19 protein-coding genes are annotated in these 19,483 nt (G+C 44.9%); 17 read left to right on the forward strand and 2 right to left on the reverse strand.

Annotation, left to right across the window (positions count from 1 at the left end; translation table 11 throughout):
- Positions 1–19: 19 nt before the first annotated feature.
- The 7 genes from QLG00_RS13345 to rdgB all read left to right on the forward strand — a co-directional run bounded on the left by QLG00_RS13345 (position 20) and on the right by rdgB (position 8,325).
- Positions 20–2,245, forward strand: a complete 2,226-nt coding sequence (locus tag QLG00_RS13345) for a TonB-dependent siderophore receptor (RefSeq protein ID WP_282471191.1) — start codon at positions 20–22, stop codon at positions 2,243–2,245.
- 108 nt (positions 2,246–2,353) lie between these two features.
- Positions 2,354–3,037: a Fe2+-dependent dioxygenase gene (locus tag QLG00_RS13350; RefSeq protein WP_282471192.1), complete on the forward strand. Its 684-nt coding sequence runs from the start codon at positions 2,354–2,356 to the stop codon at positions 3,035–3,037.
- 451 nt (positions 3,038–3,488) lie between these two features.
- Positions 3,489–5,186 (forward strand): 2-isopropylmalate synthase, encoded by a 1,698-nt coding sequence (gene leuA, locus QLG00_RS13355; protein WP_282471193.1) that lies wholly within the window; start codon positions 3,489–3,491, stop codon positions 5,184–5,186.
- Positions 5,187–5,271: 85 nt separating this feature from the next.
- Complete coding sequence (locus tag QLG00_RS13360; protein ID WP_004932819.1) at positions 5,272–6,435, forward strand: homoserine O-acetyltransferase; 1,164 nt, start codon at positions 5,272–5,274, stop codon at positions 6,433–6,435.
- On the forward strand, positions 6,435–7,028 hold the full coding sequence (gene metW, locus QLG00_RS13365; RefSeq protein ID WP_004932817.1) for a methionine biosynthesis protein MetW: 594 nt from the start codon (positions 6,435–6,437) through the stop codon (positions 7,026–7,028). Before QLG00_RS13360 ends, metW begins: the two co-directional genes overlap by 1 nt.
- Positions 7,025–7,612 carry a tetratricopeptide repeat protein gene (locus QLG00_RS13370; RefSeq protein ID WP_004932816.1) on the forward strand — a complete coding sequence of 196 codons (588 nt, stop codon included), beginning with the start codon at positions 7,025–7,027 and terminating at the stop codon, positions 7,610–7,612. Before metW ends, QLG00_RS13370 begins: the two co-directional genes overlap by 4 nt.
- A gap of 80 nt (positions 7,613–7,692) precedes the next feature.
- Positions 7,693–8,325: an RdgB/HAM1 family non-canonical purine NTP pyrophosphatase gene (gene rdgB / locus QLG00_RS13375; protein WP_282471194.1), complete on the forward strand. Its 633-nt coding sequence runs from the start codon at positions 7,693–7,695 to the stop codon at positions 8,323–8,325.
- Between the two features lie 30 nt (positions 8,326–8,355).
- Here the strand turns inward: rdgB and QLG00_RS13380 are convergent, their stop codons facing one another.
- Positions 8,356–9,249 (reverse strand): permease, encoded by an 894-nt coding sequence (locus QLG00_RS13380; protein WP_282471195.1) that lies wholly within the window; start codon positions 9,247–9,249, stop codon positions 8,356–8,358.
- A gap of 148 nt (positions 9,250–9,397) precedes the next feature.
- Here QLG00_RS13380 and tatA point away from each other — a divergent pair, with 148 nt between their 5' ends.
- From tatA to QLG00_RS13405, 5 genes are all read left to right on the forward strand, one after another.
- Positions 9,398–9,619, forward strand: coding sequence for a Sec-independent protein translocase subunit TatA (gene tatA / locus QLG00_RS13385; RefSeq protein WP_004932808.1), 222 nt, complete (start codon positions 9,398–9,400; stop codon positions 9,617–9,619).
- A 12-nt stretch (positions 9,620–9,631) separates the two neighbouring features.
- Positions 9,632–10,087, forward strand: coding sequence for a Sec-independent protein translocase protein TatB (tatB, locus tag QLG00_RS13390; RefSeq protein ID WP_151796136.1), 456 nt, complete (start codon positions 9,632–9,634; stop codon positions 10,085–10,087).
- Positions 10,084–10,845 carry a twin-arginine translocase subunit TatC gene (gene tatC / locus QLG00_RS13395; protein ID WP_004932804.1) on the forward strand — a complete coding sequence of 254 codons (762 nt, stop codon included), beginning with the start codon at positions 10,084–10,086 and terminating at the stop codon, positions 10,843–10,845. Before tatB ends, tatC begins: the two co-directional genes overlap by 4 nt.
- 177 nt (positions 10,846–11,022) lie before the next feature.
- Positions 11,023–13,011 carry an alkaline phosphatase PhoX gene (locus QLG00_RS13400; RefSeq protein ID WP_004932802.1) on the forward strand — a complete coding sequence of 663 codons (1,989 nt, stop codon included), beginning with the start codon at positions 11,023–11,025 and terminating at the stop codon, positions 13,009–13,011.
- A 221-nt stretch (positions 13,012–13,232) separates the two neighbouring features.
- Positions 13,233–15,419 carry a PhoX family phosphatase gene (locus QLG00_RS13405; RefSeq protein ID WP_282471196.1) on the forward strand — a complete coding sequence of 729 codons (2,187 nt, stop codon included), beginning with the start codon at positions 13,233–13,235 and terminating at the stop codon, positions 15,417–15,419.
- 42 nt (positions 15,420–15,461) lie between these two features.
- On the opposite strand, the gene QLG00_RS13410 is transcribed toward QLG00_RS13405, so the two are convergent.
- Complete coding sequence (locus tag QLG00_RS13410; RefSeq protein ID WP_151867349.1) at positions 15,462–16,238, reverse strand: NRDE family protein; 777 nt, start codon at positions 16,236–16,238, stop codon at positions 15,462–15,464.
- A gap of 92 nt (positions 16,239–16,330) precedes the next feature.
- Here QLG00_RS13410 and lgt point away from each other — a divergent pair, with 92 nt between their 5' ends.
- The 5 genes from lgt (at position 16,331) to QLG00_RS13435 (ending at position 19,472) form a co-directional block, all read left to right on the forward strand.
- A complete protein-coding gene (lgt, locus tag QLG00_RS13415) occupies positions 16,331–17,149 on the forward strand; it encodes a prolipoprotein diacylglyceryl transferase (RefSeq protein WP_004932795.1) in 819 nt (272 codons plus the stop codon).
- A 100-nt stretch (positions 17,150–17,249) separates the two neighbouring features.
- Positions 17,250–17,636 (forward strand): hypothetical protein, encoded by a 387-nt coding sequence (locus tag QLG00_RS13420; RefSeq protein ID WP_004943745.1) that lies wholly within the window; start codon positions 17,250–17,252, stop codon positions 17,634–17,636.
- On the forward strand, positions 17,629–17,997 hold the full coding sequence (locus QLG00_RS13425) for a hypothetical protein (RefSeq protein ID WP_282471197.1): 369 nt from the start codon (positions 17,629–17,631) through the stop codon (positions 17,995–17,997). Before QLG00_RS13420 ends, QLG00_RS13425 begins: the two co-directional genes overlap by 8 nt.
- Before the next feature lie 110 nt (positions 17,998–18,107).
- The gene (gene thyA / locus QLG00_RS13430; RefSeq protein WP_004932789.1) at positions 18,108–18,950 is read left to right on the forward strand and encodes a thymidylate synthase; all 843 of its coding nucleotides are present in this window, start codon (positions 18,108–18,110) and stop codon (positions 18,948–18,950) included.
- Positions 18,951–18,962: 12 nt separating this feature from the next.
- A complete protein-coding gene (locus QLG00_RS13435) occupies positions 18,963–19,472 on the forward strand; it encodes a dihydrofolate reductase (protein ID WP_151977674.1) in 510 nt (169 codons plus the stop codon).
- Positions 19,473–19,483: the final 11 nt, after the last annotated feature.

The raw sequence follows: 19,483 nt of genomic DNA on the forward strand, positions 1-19,483 counted from the left end.
TATTGATACTGAGACTTCTATGGCGTTTATCACCACTCGAAAGAAGATTGTTTCTTCTGCTATTGCCTCTTCCCTCGCTGTTATGGCCACTCCCGTTATTGCGCAAGACGAGGTCTCTCACCTTGCGACCATTCGTGCACAAGCAGAACAAACAGAAAGCTTAAAAGTTGATACATCTGCCAACAAAAAATATGTCGCGCCGCTACTCGATACCCCAAAATCCGTTGCGATCGTTTCACAAAAATTACTACAGGACACGGGTGCAACTTCTTTAACCCAAGCATTGCAAAATGTACCAGGCATTACCTTTGCAGCCGGTGAAGGCGGTACACCATTTGGTGATACGCCTTATATCCGTGGATATAGCGCGCAGTCTTCCATTTATGTAGATGGCGTAAGAAATGCCACCACACAAAATCGTGATAACTTTGCAGTCGAACAAATTGAAGTCACCAAAGGCTCAAGCTCTACTCTTTCAGGTGGTGGCGGTGTGGGTGGTAGTATCAATCTGATCACCAAACAGGCACACCAAGGCGATGAATACCAAGGGACTGTTGCTGGCGGCACAGATAATTACCGTCATATTCAACTCGATGCCAACAAAGACTTTGGTAACGGTGTTGCAGGCCGTATGGTCGTGATGGGACATCAAAATGAAAAGCCGGGCCAAAGCAATGGTGCCGAATACAATCGTGTCGGTTTAGCCCCGAGTATTGCGTGGGGGCTGGGTACCGCAACACGTGGTTTGCTCAGTTATTACTACCTACAAAGCTACGATGAACCAGATGCAGGTATTCCATTTCCAACCAGAGGCGGCAAGCCGATTTCGGTAAAGCAAGGCACTTACTACGGCTGGAAAAATCGTGATTTTGATAAACGCGAAAACCACATTGGCACGTTCAAACTTGAACACGATTTAAGTGACAATCTGACTGTATCGAATGTAGCCACCTACACTAAATCTAGAACAAATTACGTTTATACCAACTCAAATGACTCTAAAACTGGTACTAACGGCGTAAATAACGTCTTAAATGGCTATGTGTATCGTGGGCATGCACTTTCGCGTATTTCGGATACAGATGCCTATGCTGATCAACTGGCATTGACTGGTAAATTTAATACGGGTGTACTTAAACATTCATTCAATACTGGTGTCGAGTGGAGCTATCAAAGCACTGATTTGGGATCGTATAATTATAGTTATGCTCCAACAACATCAGGAACACCAAATGATACCCAATGTACATCTGTCAATTATTGGTGTACCAGTGTCACTAATCCAGATAATCCAGCTGTCATAGGAACACGAAGTGCAAATGCTGCAGTGACGACCACCCGCAGTCATAATGTTGGCTTGTACGTTTTAGACAATATTGAATTTACACCGCAATGGTTATTAAACCTTGGCTTACGCTGGGATAAATTCAACACCAGTGCAAAATACAATAAAGCCTCAGGTACCACAGCGGCAGGAACGAATATTGAAAGCGACAGCGACTTTTTCTCTTATCAAGCTGGCTTGACTTTTAAACCAACAGAAAATGGTAGCATCTATGCAAGCTATGCCACATCAGCAAATCCTGTAGGTGTTGGTCAAGGCGATAGTAGTGAATCAGCTGTAGCGATTAATATCAAAGACTTGGAGCCAGAAAAAGCACGTACGTTTGAAGTTGGAACAAAATGGGATCTATTTGATAAGCGTGCCAATGTCACGGCTGCTGTGTTCCGTACCGAAAAGCAAAATACCCGTATTACAGATGCTGCAAACAATATCTCGAATGTGGGCGATAGCACAGTAGATGGCTTTGAACTCGGATTAAATGGTCACATTACCAAAAACTGGGATATCTCTGCCGGTTATAGCTATCTCGATAGCGAACTGAAAAATGGCGGCTATTCACGTGGTGTAGCCCTACCGTCAGGCGGTCCAATTCCATTTGTAGCCAAAAACAGTGCGACGCTTTGGTCAACTTATAAAGTGATGCCAAAATTCACCTTTGGTGCGGGTGCACAATACAAAGATAAAGTCTTTGTTAACTCAAGTACAACAGCAGAGAAATACTTACCGGCTTATACCATTTATAATGCCATGGCCAAGTACGATATTAATCCGAATGTGAATCTACAGCTCAACATTAACAATATTTCGGACAAACGCTATTTCACTAGCGCACATGCGGCACATTATGCTTTTGAAGGTGACGGTCGCAATGCAGTGTTGGCAATCAACTTTAAATACTAATCGCTATTCAGCTCAACCTCGTTGAGATTGATGCTTGATCATTTAAAATAGCCTCAGCATGGGGCTATTTTTTTAATTTTGAATCCACTGAACAGACAGGTTTTGCACGTGATCCATCATATTCCAAATGTTCTCAGTAAAGAACAAGTTGCCGAATTTCGTACCCTTATGCATAGTGCCAACTGGGTCAATGGAAAAGTTACCGCGGGAACACTTTCTGCCTCTGTAAAAAACAATCAACAACTTTCAGAGCAAGACCCGCTGACCCACGAGTTAAGTGACCGAGTCATGAAAGCCATCTGGAATCATCCGATGTTTCAGGCAGCTGCACTACCGCATCAGATGATCCCCCCCCTGTTTAACCGTTACGATGCTCAGGAAAGCTTTGGCTTTCATGTCGACAACTCGATTCGGTTGATTCGAGGCACACAGCAGCAAATGCGTACTGACCTTTCATGTACGCTATTTTTGAGTGAACCAGACGAATACGATGGCGGTGAGCTCGTGATTGAAGACACTTACGGCTATCACGAAGTCAAACTTCCTGCCGGAGATGTTGTACTGTATCCCGCGACCAGCCTACACGAAGTGAGCAGCATTACTCGCGGTACACGTTTTGCCTCTTTTTTCTGGGTGCAAAGCTTAATTCGTGATGACAGTAAACGTCATTTGTTGTTTAACTTAGATGAAAGTGTTCGTAGTCTTCGCATACAGCATGGCGATGGTTATGCTGAAGTTGTTAAGCTAACCAACATCTACCACAACCTCATGCGCATGTGGTCTGAGCTGTAATAAGCAGATACTTACAATATTCGGAAAATGTTTTAGAGATAATAATTTTTATCGAATTAAGAATTTTAAGTGGGAAAAATTTCCACTTAATTTAAATTATATGCAAAACTCAGGGAAATATTTTCCAGTTTTTCAAATTAAAATCTACACTATAATTTTGCATGCCTGTGGTTTTTCGCCTAGACTCAAATGATCAACAATGGTATTGAGTGAATTGAAATACCTCAGCATTTAACTCATGGTATATGGAAATGAAACACGTTTTTGCTTGTCCCTCGCTCACCACATCCATCATGGCTCTCCTGATGCTGCGCCTCGCGCGCGTATAAACCTTATGCCTTAATCGGCAGCCTTAATTTTTGACTTTCACTTTTTTATTGAATACCCATATAAGAGCAGTGCGCAACGCCAATAAGACGACAGCATGCACACTGCAACAAGGAGCACTCTCATGATGTTAGCAGATCCAAGCAAGAAATATCGTCGTATGTACCAACGTGTCGATTTGCCTGATCGCCAGTGGCCAGATAACGAAATCACCAAAGCGCCGATCTGGATGAGTACGGATTTACGCGATGGCAACCAAGCCATTTTTGAGCCGATGAGCATTGAACAGAAATTTAAAATGTTTCAAATGTTGGTCAAAATCGGCTTCAAACATATTGAAATTGGCTTTCCATCGGCATCACAAATCGATTTTGATTTCACTCGTAAACTCATCGAAGAAAACCATATTCCAGATGATGTGTACATTGAGGTATTGGTTCAGGCACGTGATCACTTGATCGAACGTACGTTTGAGTCTTTGGTGGGCGCCAAGCGTGCAATTGTGCACATTTACAATGCGAACTCTCCAACTTTCCGCCAAAAAGTGTTGAATGTTGGCGTTGAGGGTGCCAAAAAATTGGCCATCAATGCTGCTGAAAAAGTAAAAGAATACGCTGCACAATACCCTCAGACCGACTGGATTTTTCAATACAGCCCAGAATGTTTCTCTGCCACTGAATTAGAAGTGGCCAAAGATGTCTGTGATGCTGTCACCGAAATCTGGAAAGCCTCACCTGAAAACAAAGTGATTTTAAACTTACCGGCTACAGTCGAAGTTTCTACACCGAATGTATATGCCGACCAAATCGAGTGGATGCATCGCAATCTTGCTCGTCGTGACGGTGTGATTATTTCGGTGCATTGCCATAATGACCGTGGCTGTGGTATCGCGGCATCTGAACTTGCCATTATGGCTGGTGCAGACCGTGTGGAAGGCTGCGTGTTTGGAAACGGCGAGCGTACCGGAAATGTCGATGTGGCTGCGATTGCATTAAACATGTACACCCAAGGCGTTGCACCTGAGCTAGATTTTTCTAATATTAATGAAATCATTGCGACAGTTGAAGAATGTACTGGCTTGCCTGTGCATCCACGTCATCCATATGCGGGTGATTTGGTCTTCACTGCATTTTCAGGCTCACACCAAGATGCCATTAAAAAAGGCTTTGAGTTCCAGAAAAACGAAGACATCTGGGATATGCCATACTTGCCAATCGATCCAAAAGATTTGGGCCGCGACTACGATGCCGTGATTCGTGTGAACAGCCAATCTGGTAAAGGCGGTATTGCTTACTTGCTCGAATCGAATTACAACGTGGTGTTGCCTCGTCGTTTACAGATCGAGTTTTCACAGATTGTACAGCAGCGTACCGACGAAAATGGAACCGAAATCAGTGCATCTGATATCTGGACCTTGTTCCAAGACACTTATGTGAAAGTGAAAGAACAGCACTATACTGCCAAAAACTATCGTCTTTCAGATATTAATGGTACTCAAATTATTGAATTAGATGTGGATATCGACGGTGAAGTTCAGCAGCTTCGCGGTGAAGGCAATGGACCAATTTCGGCCTTTATGAATGCGCTTCAATTGCCAATTGATGTTTTGAACTACGAAGAACGCAGTATCAGTTCGGGTGCCAATGCCAAAGCCCTCACCTTGATTGAAATTCAGGTTAAAGGAACCGGCAAGAGTGCATTTGGTGCAGGCGTACACGACAATACAGTCACCTCATCTATTGAAGCGATTTTAGCCTGTACCAACCGCTTGATTGAGCAAGGCGTGCTCAGTACGGATCAAGTGGCCGCCGCCGCAGTTTAATCTCGCTAAAACCCTCTTTTTGAAAGGATACCTATGGTATCCTTTCTTTTATTATTGATTTAAAGATAAAAGGCGAATTGCTCCCGTGTCTTTTCCATCTGACTCAGTGGGGTTGGTTACTCCGCAAAAATTCCAATTTGAAGATCCTTTGCATTTAGAATGTGGACGTATCTTGCCGCGTTTCGAACTTATGGTTGAAACCTACGGTACACTCAATGCCGATCATTCGAATGCCATCTTGATTTGCCATGCCTTATCTGGCCATCATCATGCAGCAGGTTATCATCATCAAGACGATAAAAAAGCAGGCTGGTGGGATGCATGCATAGGCCCCGGCAAAGCAATTGATACCAATTTATTTTTTGTGGTGGCCTTAAACAACATTGGCGGATGTAACGGATCGACAGGCCCGACATCTCCTAATCCTGAAAATGAAAACCGTCCTTATGGTCCTGACTTTCCACTGGTGACGGTGCGTGACTGGGTCAAAACACAAGCATTACTCTCAGACCGTCTAAAAATTGATGCATGGTATGCCGTAATTGGTGGCTCTTTGGGCGGAATGCAGGCACTGCAATGGTCGGTCGATTATCCAGATCGTCTCAAAAACTGTGTGATTATTGCCAGTGCGCCAAAGCTTTCTGCACAAAATATTGCCTTTAATGAGGTGGCCCGCCAATCGATTCTTTCCGACCCCGACTTCTATCACGGTCGTTATTTAGAACATGACAGTTACCCAAAACGTGGTCTGATTTTGGCACGTATGGTGGGGCATATTACCTATTTATCAGAAGAAGCCATGAAGCAAAAATTTGGCCGAGACTTAAAATCGGGTAAATTTATGTATGGCTTTGATGTTGAGTTTCAGGTCGAAAGTTATTTACGTTATCAAGGCGAGCAATTTAGCCGAAACTTTGATGCCAATACGTATTTAATCATGACCAAGGCACTCGACTACTTTGATCCTTCACGTGAATACGAGCAGTCGCTGACCCGCGCCATGGCCAAAACACAATGTCGCTTTTTAGTGGTGTCTTTTACCACCGACTGGCGTTTTGCACCTGAGCGTTCACAAGAAATTGTAGATGCGCTGATTACCAATCATAAACCTGTGACTTATCTCGATATCGATGCCGAGCAAGGTCACGATTCATTTTTGTTTCCGATTCCACTTTACGTCAAAACGCTTCGCGCATTTTTAGGTGGTGAGGCACATCTCAAATCGACACCAAATCTGGAGGCGATCTAATGCGTATTGACCAACAACTGGCAGAAACATGGATTAAACCGGGTACAAGTGTGCTGGATTTGGGCTGTGGCGATGGTGAATTATTGGCCCATATGAGCAAAAAACATCAAATTCGTGCCTATGGACTAGAAATTGATCAAGAAAAGATTGCAATTGCGGTCAGTCGCGGGTTAAATATTATTCAACAGGATTTGAACTTGGGCTTGAGCCGTTTTGCCGACCAGTCTTTTGACTCGGTGGTGATGGCACAAGCACTGCAAGCCGTCGATGCACCAGACGTGTTATTACGCGATATGGTGCGTGTAGGGAAACAAGCCATTATTACCTTTCCAAACTTTGCGCACTGGAAAACGCGCTCTTTTTTAGCCTTGAAAGGAATGATGCCTGTTTCAGATGCGCTGCCGTATATGTGGTATAACACACCCAATATCCACCTGTGTACATTTAAGGATTTTGAAGCACTCTGTGCTGAAAATGATATTCAAATTATTAATCGACTTGCCGTGAATGGGAATCAGCAAGGGAGCCTTCTGAGTAAGCATGTCCCGAATTTGTTTGGTGAAGTCGCAATTTATCGAGTGAGCGCTCTATGAAAAAAGCACTGTTTGGCACACTAGTAATTGGACTTTTAAGTTTTCAAGCACATGCCGATTACGTTCCACAACCCCAATCGATTGCTGCACAGGCTGCACGTTATTCAGTGATGAGTATCAGCGAACTGACTCAAGCTGCACGAGCTGGTCAGGCAGGTGCTCAGTTTTATCTGGGCGCACATTACCAACATGGTAAAGATGTTGCCAAAGATGATAAGCAAGCGTTTACCTGGTTTAAAGCAGCAGCAGATCAAGGCTTATCCCCTGCTCAGTTAAATGTAGGCCGTATGTATGCAGATGGCGTGGGTGTAGCTAAAAACGAAAGCATGGCGCGTAAGTATTTTGAAAAAGCGGCCAGCAATGGTGATAACCGTGCCAGCTACAATCTGGCAATGATGGAAGAGCAAAAGAAAAACTATCAGGGTGCTTATCAGTGGTACGAACTGTCCACCCGCGATGGCATGCTTGACAATAAAGTCATCAATATGTCGCAAAGCAAAAAAACAGCTTTGGCAGCAAACCTGACCCAAGATCAGATTCGTCAAGCGGTTGACCGTGCAGACAAATGGATTCAAGCGCAGTAAATTTTTTTTAGCATTAAGAGCACCTTCGGGTGCTTTTTCTTTTGTTAAAATCACCTCAAAATTTTGTTCGAGCATTTGTTATGTCCAATTCAGCATGGTTAAATCAAGGCACACTGGTCTTAGCCAGTAACAATAAAGGGAAGATTAGTGAGTTTGAAAAGATGTTTGCCGAACTCAAACTTCCTGTTAATGTCATTCCGCAAGGTCAGCTCAATATTCCCGATGCTATTGAAGATGGTTTAAGCTTTATCGAAAATGCCATTATCAAGGCGCGCCATGCCGCCAAGATTTCAGGCAAACCCGCTATTGCAGATGACTCGGGCCTGTGTGTACCTGTTTTGGATGGTGCGCCGGGTATTTATTCAGCACGCTATGCGGGCGATCATGGCAATGATGCCGCCAATAACGCAAAGCTTTTAGAGGATTTACGCCCTTATCGACAGCACAATCAGCCGATTGCCGGTATGTTTGTCTGTGTATTGGCTTTTGTGGAACATGCTGATGATCCGCTACCACGTATTTTTGAAGGTTTCTGGCACGGCGAGATTCTTAATGCACCGCAAGGTGAGCACGGTTTCGGCTATGATCCGCTGTTTTGGCTGCCTCAACTCGGTATGAGTAGCGCCGAAATGCCAAAAGAACAAAAAAATAAAATCAGTCACCGTGGTAAAGCCATGCAGCTTTTCCGCGACAGTCTTTCGACATCGGTTTAATCACGCCTCGAAGTGGATGTGAGGCTCGCCTTACATCCAACTCAGCAAAGATGTTGTATGAATTATCAGTGCATAGAGTGCAATTAATATACAGCTCATGATTGTACCTGATGCAATATATTTAGCCGATACACCGGTACCTTGATAATGTGTTTCCAGTGCCACAATATTCGCCGCGGGTGGCAAGCAAAACAGTAAAAACATTACGCCAATCGATTGCTGTATATTGGCAATGGGTAAATAAAAATAAGCTGATGTGCAGAGCACGACGCCGCAGATCACTTTTAAACCTAAAATGGCAGCACTACGTTTTAAATCCTGAACATGCACTTTTGTATGTCGTAACCACATGCCGAGCACACACATGCCAGCAAAGCTCATCCCTATTTTCGCAGCGCTGTAAATAAGCTCAAATATGTGAGGATCGTGAATATTTTGTATCCCGACCACTCGGCATAGCGCAGCCAGAATGAGCGCAACACATGGCGGAGACTGTACGACCTTTTGCACAATGATTCGCATGGACTGCGGCGCATCAGAAACAGCTGTGACCGCCCAAATATTGCCAAAAATAGAACCGCCAATATAAAGTGCCACCATGGCCGAACTGATTTGAGGGTCAAAAATCGCAATTGCAAAAGGAAACCCCAGCCACGCCATATTGACATAACTAAAGCACAGTGCGCCCAGTCGCTCTTTAAACAAGGCCATATAGACAGCATATAAGATTAAAGAGACAACGAAGCTAAACAGCATTAAGACAAGACTTCCCGCCTGATAAAACACCATGTTGTAAATAATGACAACTGGGATAAATACACGGGCAAGCACTGTGGCAAGCCATGGCTTGAGTCGCTCACTGTATGTTCCTTGTGCCAGCAAAAGCCCAACAATAAATGCCACGACGGGCAAAATTAAATTCACAACATCGCCTTATATGTTTAATAAACTCATTCAACTTGAGTCTAACAGTACTCGCTTAAAATACGCTTGTCTTAAAACTGAAATAAATCAGTCACATTCCTGTCATGCCTTCTTGCTCAAATATCTGCAAAACATTGGAGTAGAAAAAATGGCAGGTTTATCGATTTGGCACGTGATTATCTTTTTAGTGGTGGTGGTGCTGTTATTTGGTACGTCAAAACTTAAAAATCTGGGTAAAGATGTCGGCGGCGCGGTTAAAGACTTTAAAAAATCAATGCGCGATGAAACAGAAGAAAATGCGCAATTACACACCCCGCGCACGATTGATGCAGAAGTGAAGACGGCTGAGCGTTCTTCTGCCAAAAGCTAAGAGTACGTTGCTATGTTAGATGTCGGTTTTGGTGAACTCTTTTGCTTTGGGATAATTGCCCTGCTGGTGCTCGGCCCAGATAAACTTCCGGTTGCCGCACGCTTTGCTGGCCGCTGGTATGCCAGAGCCAAACGTTACATTTCCAATATACAAAACGAGATTGATCGTGAGCTCAAGCTGTCTGAATTTAGAAAAGAAATGCAAGATGAGCTAGACCGTTTACATTCGTTAGAACAAAGTATGCAGGCCCGTTTAAAAGAAATCGAAAAAGCCTCTCAAGAACAACGAATCCATCTCGCAGAGCAACCTGAAGCCGCTTGTGCACCCCAGCTAAAAACAACTTACATCTTGTGTCATGTGCCACAGCACGTTGTACCGTTTTGTACACATCAACAACCCCGAAGATGTGAACGCCAAAACGATGTGATTCCTCAACATTCTTCTGTCGAGTTAAAGATTGCCGTATGAGCCAGCTTCCTTCAAATGACATCATGCCTGCACCAGAGTCTCTGGAGCAGATGCCTATTACTCAACATTTGATTGCTTTAAGACGTCATCTTTTTAAGATTGTGGGCGTGACACTGCTTTTGTTTTTTATTTTATTGCCTTTTCGAAACACCACCTATCAGTGGCTATCTGAGCCTCTGCGTCGCCAGATGCCAAGTACATCGTCGATGATTGCCACCGACGTTACCGCTACATTTATGGCGCCGTTCAAGCTCAATCTATGTGTTGCACTCATGTTGGCGATGCCGTTTATCCTATTTCAGCTTTGGACCTTCATTAAGCCCGCGCTATACGCAAAGGAAAGACATCTGGCTATTCCGCTACTTGTAGGCAGTATTGTGCTTTTTTATACCGGCATTGCATTTGCATACTTTATTGCCCTGCCCGGTATCTTGCATTTCTTTATGAGTGTTTCACCAGAAACCGTTGCCCCGATGACTGACATCAACAGTTATCTGGACTTTTGTCTAAAATTATTTCTGGTTTTTGGATTTACCTTTGAAATTCCAATCGCCACCTTGCTGCTTATTTTAATCGGCATTGTAAGCACTCAGAGCTTGATTGAAAAGCGACGCTTTATTGTGGTGGGATGCTTTTTTATCTCAATGTTTATTACACCACCCGATGCGATTTCGATGATCATGCTCGCGGTACCAATGTGGCTATTGTTCGAATTGGGACTTCTGTTTGGAAAAATGCTGGAAAAACGTAGAGCTTAATCTCTGCGTTTTTTTATGCGCTATTTTCGTATTTTACGCATCATCAGTTTCATAAATTCATATAAGCCATTCATCACACTGTCTTCAATCTGACATCAAAGTGCAAAAAAAGCGTCATTAAGCTTTTCTAAAATCAGTGCTGTTTTCCTTCTCACATATAATGAACACGGATCTCTCATGACAACGACACCGGCAAATCAACATCCTACCCGTCGCGATCTACTCAAATGGTTTACTGGTCTTCCTTTTTTGCCACTCGGAGCTATGGCAACAGCTGCGACACTGGCAGGCTGCAATGACAGTGATAATGGCACCACTACGATGCCAACCAAAACCGTTAATTTAAAAACGGCAACCTTTACCTCAATGGATGCCCCTTCACTTGCCAATCCTGCTGCAATGGCCACCACAACGGTCAACTCGAAACTGAGCGTAAGCTGGGACGACGGCTCACAAACTGATTATCAGTTGGCCTATAAGCCATTCTTCAAAACAGGCGATTCAGTACCTAACCTGAGTGGTGGAACCATTATTGCAGGGGGTTATGTCGATGCAAAAGGCAACCCAATTGTCGATAAGTCGGTAGCGGGTAAAGAGCGTCAATTCTTTTCTGACTGTCCAGATGGTTCTTCATTAATTACGGTACCCAATGCCAGTGTAGCAGGTGTCACCAATCCGGTTTTTCATGTAGTGCAATTTGAATACACCACTAAAGATCAGGCAGGTGCCAGCATGTATGGCAAGCTGCCTTCTCCGATTGCGATTTTGACACTCGATCAAGACCAAAAAACCGGTCATTTAGAGCTGAAGAAATATTACAACGTTGATATGTCGAGTGCCTACGGACTCTGGATCACCTGTGGTGCCAGTATGTCACCGTGGGGAACACATCTGTCGAGTGAAGAATACGAGCCAGACGCCTTTGATCAGGGTATTGGTACAGCGTTGAGTACCGTGACCGCATATAGCCAAAACTATTTTGGTGATAGCACGACTGCCAATCCGTACAACTATGGTCACTTGCCTGAAATTACAGTCAATAAAGACGGTACAGGCAGCGTGAAGAAGCATTTCTGTTTGGGGCGTATTTCTCATGAACTGGTGCAAGTAATGCCAGACAACCGTACCTTAATTATGGGTGATGACTATACCAACGGTGGCTTTTTCATGTTTGTTGCAGACAAAGAAAAAGACTTATCTGCAGGTACACTTTATGTCGCCAAATACACCAGTGTATTTTCTGAAAATACCATTGCCCCAATTCAATGGATTAATTTAGGTCACGCCACCAGCCAAGAGATTTCAGACCTGATTAACGTTCGCAAAATCAAGCCAAGCGATATCATGGAGAGTCTGACCACTCAACCTGCCGATCTAACTGGTTACACCAAGATTATCCTCAATGCCAAAACCCTCTGGGTAAAAGTTAAATCGGGAATGGAAAAAGCTGCGGCGTTTCTTGAAACACACCGTTATGCAGCACTTAAAGGCGGTAGTATGGCCTTTACCAAACTTGAAGGAACAACCGTCAATATCAAAGATAAAGTGGCTTACTCTGCCGTATCGTATTTACAAAAATCGATGGTCAAAAATGGCGCTGGCTGGACAGAATCTAATAACGTGTCATTTAGTGCTGCAATCAATTCAGGCGCCGTGGTTGCCCACGACATGAAAGGCGGTCAAATCGACTCGACGGGTGCGGTCATCAATAGTGACTGGGTTGCGTATCAATCGCGTGTCTTGATTACTGGTGAAGATCTTGCATCGCCAGATGCGCTAGGCAATACGGCAAATCCGAATAAAATTGCCAATCCAGACAACCTGAAGTTTTCGGAAAGTTTGCGCACCTTATTTATTGGCGAAGACAGCGGCATGCATGTCAATAATTTCTTGTGGGCGTATAACGTTGATACCAAAGTACTCTCGCGTATTTTGTCGACACCATCAGGCGCTGAATCGACTGGTTTGCATGCGGTAGATTCGATTAATGGCTGGACCTATATCATGAGCAACTTCCAGCACCCGGGTGACTGGGAAGGCATTCACTCAAATGTAAAAGGTACTTTGCAAAGTTATATCAATGCCAATTACAACAACGGTTATGCTGCGGCTGTCGGCTATATCACCGCAGACCCAATTGCGCCGTCGAGTGTAAAAAAATCTTAATCTAGATGGCTTGAACCATAAAAAATTGAGCTCGCAACTGCGGGCTCAGTTTTTTTGATCAGTTTAAATTGCAGGTATACATCCAGTTTTTTTCAATCCAGTGTAAACTTAAAACTTGCTTAAATTCATCGAATTGCAATCAGAATGTAAAGACACCGTCATATTAAAACTCTACTTTGAATGGAAAATTTTGATATCCATTTATTGTTTGGGGAAAATACATGACACAGCCAACGCCATATCATGAAGATCAAGAGTTAGACAACAATACATCTGACAACATTCATTTCCGCGATATTTTAGAACAATCGATGTCTCGCCGTTCACTCATTGCAAAAACGGCAAGCGGTGCCGTTGCACTGGCCTTGGCCTCTACATTGACCGGTTGTAACGATAGCAATGATGACAATAACAGCTCTACCCCTGCGGTTGATCCAAACAAACGCCCTGAAAAGCTCAACTTCAAACCTGTCGCAAAAAACTTAAACGATATCGTGACAGTACCAGAAGGCTATCAAGCCACAGTACTCTATGCGCTCGGCGATTCAATTAATCCGCGTGTTGGTGCGTGGGACGACAACAATATTCCATCAGGTCCGAGCTTCCAGTTTCGTTCTGGAGACTGCCACGACGGCATGCATTATTTTGGTTTAAACACGAGCAGCAACCGTTTTGATGACAACGTCTCGACACAGGGGTTGTTGGTGATGAACCATGAATACATCAATCCAACCTTTTTGCACCCGAAAGGCCCAACCAAAGTCGATAATCGCCGACCAGAAGATGAAGTACTCCGTGAAATGAACGCACACGGTGTGTCGATTATCCACATTAAAAAAGACGCCACCACGCAAAAAGTCGAATTCATTCAAAGTTCGGTCTTTAACCGTCGTATTACGGCCTCGACCGTGATGGATTTTGCGGGTGCGGCAGCCGGTGCTGATCTGTTGGTGACCAGCTACTCGCCAAGCGGTAAACAAACCCGAGGAACCCACAACAACTGTGGCAATGGTTATACACCTTGGGGCACGTATTTAACCACCGAAGAAAACTTTATTGGCTATTTTCAGCGTTCGAACAGCGATGACCTGAAACGTCAACCGCATGAAATTATCGCACTCAACCGTTACGGCCTCAAAGCGGGTGCCAGCTCGCGCTACGGCTGGGAAACGGCGATTGGTCAAATTGAAGCACAAGACCTTTATAGCCGCTGGAATGCCGATGTCAATGCAGCACAGGCAGCGCAGGATTATCGTAATAGCCCGAATACCTTTGGCTGGATGGTCGAAATCGATCCGTTTGATGTGCGCCAAAACCCTGTAAAACGGACTTCACTGGGGCGTTTTGCTCATGAAGACAGCGCATGCCGCGTGGTTGCCGGTCAGCCACTGGCCTTTTATATGGGCGATGACTCACGTGGTGAATACATCTATAAGTTTGTGAGTACGGCAAACTGGGATGTTAAAGATATCAATGGCGGCTATACCGCAGGTGATAAATATCTCAACAGCGGTATTTTGTATGTGGCCAAATTTAACAATGACGGCACTGGTCAGTGGATCGAGTTAAGCTATGGTAAAAATGGCCTCGATGCCAGCAACAAAACCTATCCGTTTCGTCATCAGGCCGATGTCGTAACCTTCGCGCGTCTGGCCGCAGACAGTGTTGGTGCCACGAAAATGGATCGCCCAGAATGGTGTACGGTGCATCCAGAAAATGGTGAAGTGTACGTCACCCTCACCAACAACTCGAACCGAGGCAGTAGCTACCCAACCGATGCCGCCAATCCGCGTAACTATGAAGACACCTATGCGGGCAGCAAAACCAACAAAGGTAACGTCAACGGTCATATCATCCGTTTCAAAGAAACCGACAACAAAACCACGGCTACGACCTTCAAATGGGACATTTACCTGTTTGGCGCAGAAGCTAAAATGGCGGCAAATATTAACCTGTCGGGTTTAAATGACAACAACGACTTTTCAAGCCCAGATGGTATGTGGTTCGATGCACGCGGCGTCTTGTGGATTCAAACCGATGACGGCGCTTATACCGATGTGACCAACTGCATGATGTTGGCGGCTTTACCGGGAACCCTTGGTGACGGTACGACAGCCACGACATCAAATGGCCAGCAAACCATTGTGGGCGCGAAAGTAACCGATGAAAATCTGCGCCGTTTCTTGGTGGGACCAAAAGAATGTGAGATTACCGGCATTGCCATGACGCCAGACAATAAAGCCATCTTTATTAATGTTCAGCATCCGGGTGAAGATTCTAGCAGCTACGACAAGCCAAGCAGTCACTGGCCCGCAACCCAAACCGACCCAAGCAATACTACAGCTCGCCCTCGCTCGGCGACCGTGGTTATCACGCGTAAAGACGGTGGCGTGATTGCAGGTACCTAAACCCGCATATAATAAAAAAACTGGCTTCGGCCAGTTTTTTTATTATTGTCGTTCAATCTTGATCTCGGTGATCTGTCCCTGCTGCTCACCCTGCTGAATTTTTTCACGCCAGTGCCAGTGATGATCATCAAGCGTCAGAAAATTTGAGCACCGTGTGCCGTATACGGGGCTTTGAATAAAGGTCGAAGAGAGCAGCTCTTCCATCTCAAGGCTAATTCCGGTTTCGGGTAGCCGTTCAGGAATCACCTTGCGTTCATCTTCCAATATATCCCACGCGGCATGCTCTAAAGTTGCCGCGGGTGTATGCACCTGCATCATAGGTAAAAACTCTTGGGTAAAGCGCTTACGTAAATGTGCTGTTTTTTCCCAGTGCTCCGACATTAAACCGTTGGAGACCACATAAACGCCTTTAGCCAAAACTTGTGGCGCTTCACCGCGGTTGCTCATATAGACTGCCTGCGTTGCATCACCTAAAAATAGATTAAATCCCGCATATGCCTGCTGATGTTGCTCAAGGGTTTTTGCAAAACGGATCGGCGACAGATCTGAGTGTAGAAAATCGGCAATCAATGCCCCACGTGATGTGGGATAGTGCTGCTGATCTTTGCCATCACGAAAATTGGTCACCACCGCCCAGCGTCCAGATGCTGTAATGCCCATCCATGTCCCACCCGATTGCAGATCTTGACCCGCAATAATCGGACTATCGGGCCATTGCTTTAAAGACGCAGTGGGACGCGCGTAAAACTCATCACGATTTGAAAGTAAACAAACAGGCGTGTGGTCGAGCACCTGCCATGCCAAGGCAACAATACACATGATCTTTTCTCGTCATCTTTACACATTGAATGTACAACATTTTTCTGACATTCCGTTAAAATCTCTGGCAAAGATAAAAGCAAGGTACAGGTATGCTCACCTATCCCAATATAGACCCGGTTGCTGTTTCGCTTGGTCCGCTCAAGGTCCATTGGTATGGACTGATGTATTTACTGGCATTTTTATGTGCTTGGGGGCTCGCGTCCTATCGTGCAAAACAACGTGATGGCTGGACCTCGGAAATGGTTTCCGATCTGGTCTTTTACGGCGCTCTCGGCGTGGTGCTGGGTGGACGTGTCGGCTATGTACTGTTTTACGAGTTCGACAAATTTCTTGCCAATCCGATCTGGCTGTTTCAGGTCTGGACAGGCGGTATGAGTTTTCACGGCGGCTTTATCGGCGTGATGTTGGCCATGATCTTGTGGTGCCGCAAATACCAGAAAACTTGGTTTGAAACATTGGATTTTATTGCACCCTGCGTCCCAACCGGTTTGATGTTTGGCCGTATTGGTAATTTTATTGGGGGCGAGCTGTATGGTCGCGAAGTCCAAGATCCGAACTATCCTTTCGGGATGATCTTCCCAACCGATCCGTTTCATCTGGTGCGTCACCCTTCCCAGATCTATCAAGCCATTTGTGAAGGTTTGTTGCTGTTTATCTTGTTGTGGTGGTTCAGCTCAAAACCGCGACCACGTATGGCAGTGTCTGCCTTATTCCTGATGGGATACGGTGTAGCACGCTTTGTGATCGAATTCTTCCGTGAGCCCGATGCAGATCAAGGCTTTATTTTATTTGGATGGATGACCAAAGGTCAGATTCTGACTGTGCCGATGTTATTGATTGGCTTGTGGATGATGTGGTACGCCTACCGCCGTAAACTTTACGACTGGGGACCACTCAAAACCCGATAACATCTATCGCTTTAATTTTAAAGGCGGGTCAAGTCAAGCTTTTCCCGCCTTTGATTTTTTGTGGTAAATTCTGCCTATTCTTTTTGAATGATACCTGCACATGCTTGAATTCTGGTTTGACCCGAACATTTCTCGGATTCAAAAATTTTTCATTCTTCTTCTCACCCTCATCGTGGCGATTGCACTGTTTTATCATCAGCCTTTACCACTCGACGTGGTGCTGATGTTTACAGGAACAGGCATAATCTTTCTGATATGTCGCTACCTAAAGCTGCATTTTGCTGCGCAAAAGCCAACTGGTTTACTGTATCGCCTGCTGACCTGGATTCCAATTGCACTGATCTTTGCACTGTTGTTTGTAAAAACCATGAACAATCTGATGTGGTGGGGTATTCAAGGGATCGCCTTTATGGCGCTGGCGGTGTTTATTTTTTCACCACAGTTTTTGTTTAGATCTTCAAATTCAGACGTGAATCCCGATGCTTGAGTTTTGGTATTCCGAGCGTATCACCCGTCCGATACGTTTTGGATTTTGTATTGCGTTATGCGCAGTGATTTACTGGCTCTCGCACATACAGCCGCTTAGCCCGAAATATGTCGTGGTCAGCGTTTTGATTGGAATAGTGACGCATATCATTCGCCATAAACGACAACAGATTCATCATGATAATCCTTACCGCGAAGGCTTTCACATAATCGCTCACATCTTGCTAATTGTACCGTTCATCATCACTATTTCGCTGCTGCCCGACTCATCAAAATGGATACCGGGCCTGCAAGTATTGGGCTTTAGCGTGCTCGGATTATGCTTGGCCTCTACCGCCCATTATCGTGAGCCACGTAAATAACGCAGGCAAGATTGTTTGCTGTTCTTTGAAGGCAAAAACGGCTAAAATTTGCAGTCGATTGAAACTTGTTGTTGCTTAGCCAAGCGGCGACTATACGATTAGAGAGAACCATGCGCACCTACTTAAACCTTTTACAACATATCCTAGACAATGGCGGCGATAAAGGTGACCGTACAGGGACAGGAACACGTTCTGTATTTGGTCATCAGATGCGCTTTGACCTCAGCCAAGGCTTTCCTCTGCTCACCACCAAAAAAGTACACTTTCGTTCGATTGTGATTGAACTGTTGTGGTTTCTAAAAGGTGATACTAACGTACAGTACCTCAAGGACAACAAAGTCAGCATTTGGGACGAATGGGCGACAGCTGAGCAAACCGCGCGTTTTGGTCGCCCAGAAGGCGAGCTTGGCCCGGTGTATGGTCATCAGTGGCGTAATTTTGGCGCCAGCAAAAATGCAGATGGCAGCTATAACCAAGACGGATTTGATCAGATTTCATGGTTAGTCAATGAAATTAAAACCAATCCGAACTCACGCCGCTTGATTGTATCTGGCTGGAATCCAAATGAAGCTGGACAGGTCGCACTGCCACCGTGCCACACGTTGTTTCAGTTTTTTGTACAAGACAATAAATTGTCGTGTCAGTTATATCAGCGCAGTGCCGACGTATTTTTGGGTGTGCCGTTTAATATTGCCAGTTATGCACTCCTTACTCACATGATTGCGCAAGTCTGTGGCCTCGGCGTGGGAGATTTTGTCTGGACAGGTGGCGATACACATTTATATGCCAACCATTTTGAACAGGCCAAACTGCAACTCACCCGTGAACCGTTACCACTTTGTCAGCTTAAATTAAACCCTGAAATTACCGACCTGTTTGATTTTAAATTTGAAGATATCGAGATTGTTGACTACCAGTCTCATCCTGCAATCAAAGCACCTGTCGCTGTATAAGGAAAGCAATTAATGGCATTTCAAGGCTTAGAAGTGGTTCACGTGGTGGCCATGGATCAGAAACAGTGTATTGGCCAAGGTAATGCATTGCCGTGGCATATTCCCGCCGATCTCAAGCACTTTAAAGCAATTACCCAAGGTGGCGTGGTGGTTATGGGGCGTAAGACACTTGAATCGATGGGGCGCGCATTGCCCAACCGCAGTAATTGGGTGATTACCCGCGATGTAAACTGGTCATTCGCAGGTACACATGTAGCACATAGTATTGAAGCCGCTTTAGAAGGTGCTGCCCAAGAGGCAAAAGCCGCGAATCAGCCTGCACTCTTTATTATCGGCGGGGGAGAAATCTTTAGTCAGACACTGGATATTGCCGACCGGCTTGAGCTGACGCATGTCGAGCTTGATGTGCAAGGTGATGCATTTTATCCAGACCGACCTGCTGCCTTTAAAAAAATTGCCAGTGAATCACATATTGATGACAAAACAGGTATTGCGTTTGAGTTCGCAAGTTACCGAAAATAAAGGCAATCCCT

The sequence above is a fragment of the Acinetobacter sp. V89_7 genome (genome assembly GCF_029967895.1).
Classification (GTDB): Bacteria; Pseudomonadota; Gammaproteobacteria; order Pseudomonadales; family Moraxellaceae; genus Acinetobacter; species Acinetobacter soli.

Excerpts from the sequence above, each read along its gene's own strand:
- QLG00_RS13345 (WP_282471191.1), top strand. The coding sequence starts at position 20 with ATGGCGTTTATCACCACTCGAAAGAAGATTGTTTCTTCTGCTATTGCC.
- leuA (WP_282471193.1), top strand. The coding sequence starts at position 3,489 with ATGATGTTAGCAGATCCAAGCAAGAAATATCGTCGTATGTACCAACGT.
- metW (WP_004932817.1), top strand. The coding sequence starts at position 6,435 with ATGCGTATTGACCAACAACTGGCAGAAACATGGATTAAACCGGGTACA.
- QLG00_RS13370 (WP_004932816.1), top strand. The coding sequence starts at position 7,025 with ATGAAAAAAGCACTGTTTGGCACACTAGTAATTGGACTTTTAAGTTTT.
- rdgB (WP_282471194.1), top strand. The coding sequence starts at position 7,693 with ATGTCCAATTCAGCATGGTTAAATCAAGGCACACTGGTCTTAGCCAGT.
- tatA (WP_004932808.1), top strand. The coding sequence starts at position 9,398 with ATGGCAGGTTTATCGATTTGGCACGTGATTATCTTTTTAGTGGTGGTG.
- tatB (WP_151796136.1), top strand. The coding sequence starts at position 9,632 with ATGTTAGATGTCGGTTTTGGTGAACTCTTTTGCTTTGGGATAATTGCC.
- tatC (WP_004932804.1), top strand. The coding sequence starts at position 10,084 with ATGAGCCAGCTTCCTTCAAATGACATCATGCCTGCACCAGAGTCTCTG.
- QLG00_RS13400 (WP_004932802.1), top strand. The coding sequence starts at position 11,023 with ATGACAACGACACCGGCAAATCAACATCCTACCCGTCGCGATCTACTC.
- QLG00_RS13405 (WP_282471196.1), top strand. The coding sequence starts at position 13,233 with ATGACACAGCCAACGCCATATCATGAAGATCAAGAGTTAGACAACAAT.
- QLG00_RS13410 (WP_151867349.1), bottom strand. The coding sequence starts at position 16,238 with ATGTGTATTGTTGCCTTGGCATGGCAGGTGCTCGACCACACGCCTGTT.
- lgt (WP_004932795.1), top strand. The coding sequence starts at position 16,331 with ATGCTCACCTATCCCAATATAGACCCGGTTGCTGTTTCGCTTGGTCCG.
- QLG00_RS13420 (WP_004943745.1), top strand. The coding sequence starts at position 17,250 with ATGCTTGAATTCTGGTTTGACCCGAACATTTCTCGGATTCAAAAATTT.
- QLG00_RS13425 (WP_282471197.1), top strand. The coding sequence starts at position 17,629 with ATGCTTGAGTTTTGGTATTCCGAGCGTATCACCCGTCCGATACGTTTT.
- thyA (WP_004932789.1), top strand. The coding sequence starts at position 18,108 with ATGCGCACCTACTTAAACCTTTTACAACATATCCTAGACAATGGCGGC.
- QLG00_RS13435 (WP_151977674.1), top strand. The coding sequence starts at position 18,963 with ATGGCATTTCAAGGCTTAGAAGTGGTTCACGTGGTGGCCATGGATCAG.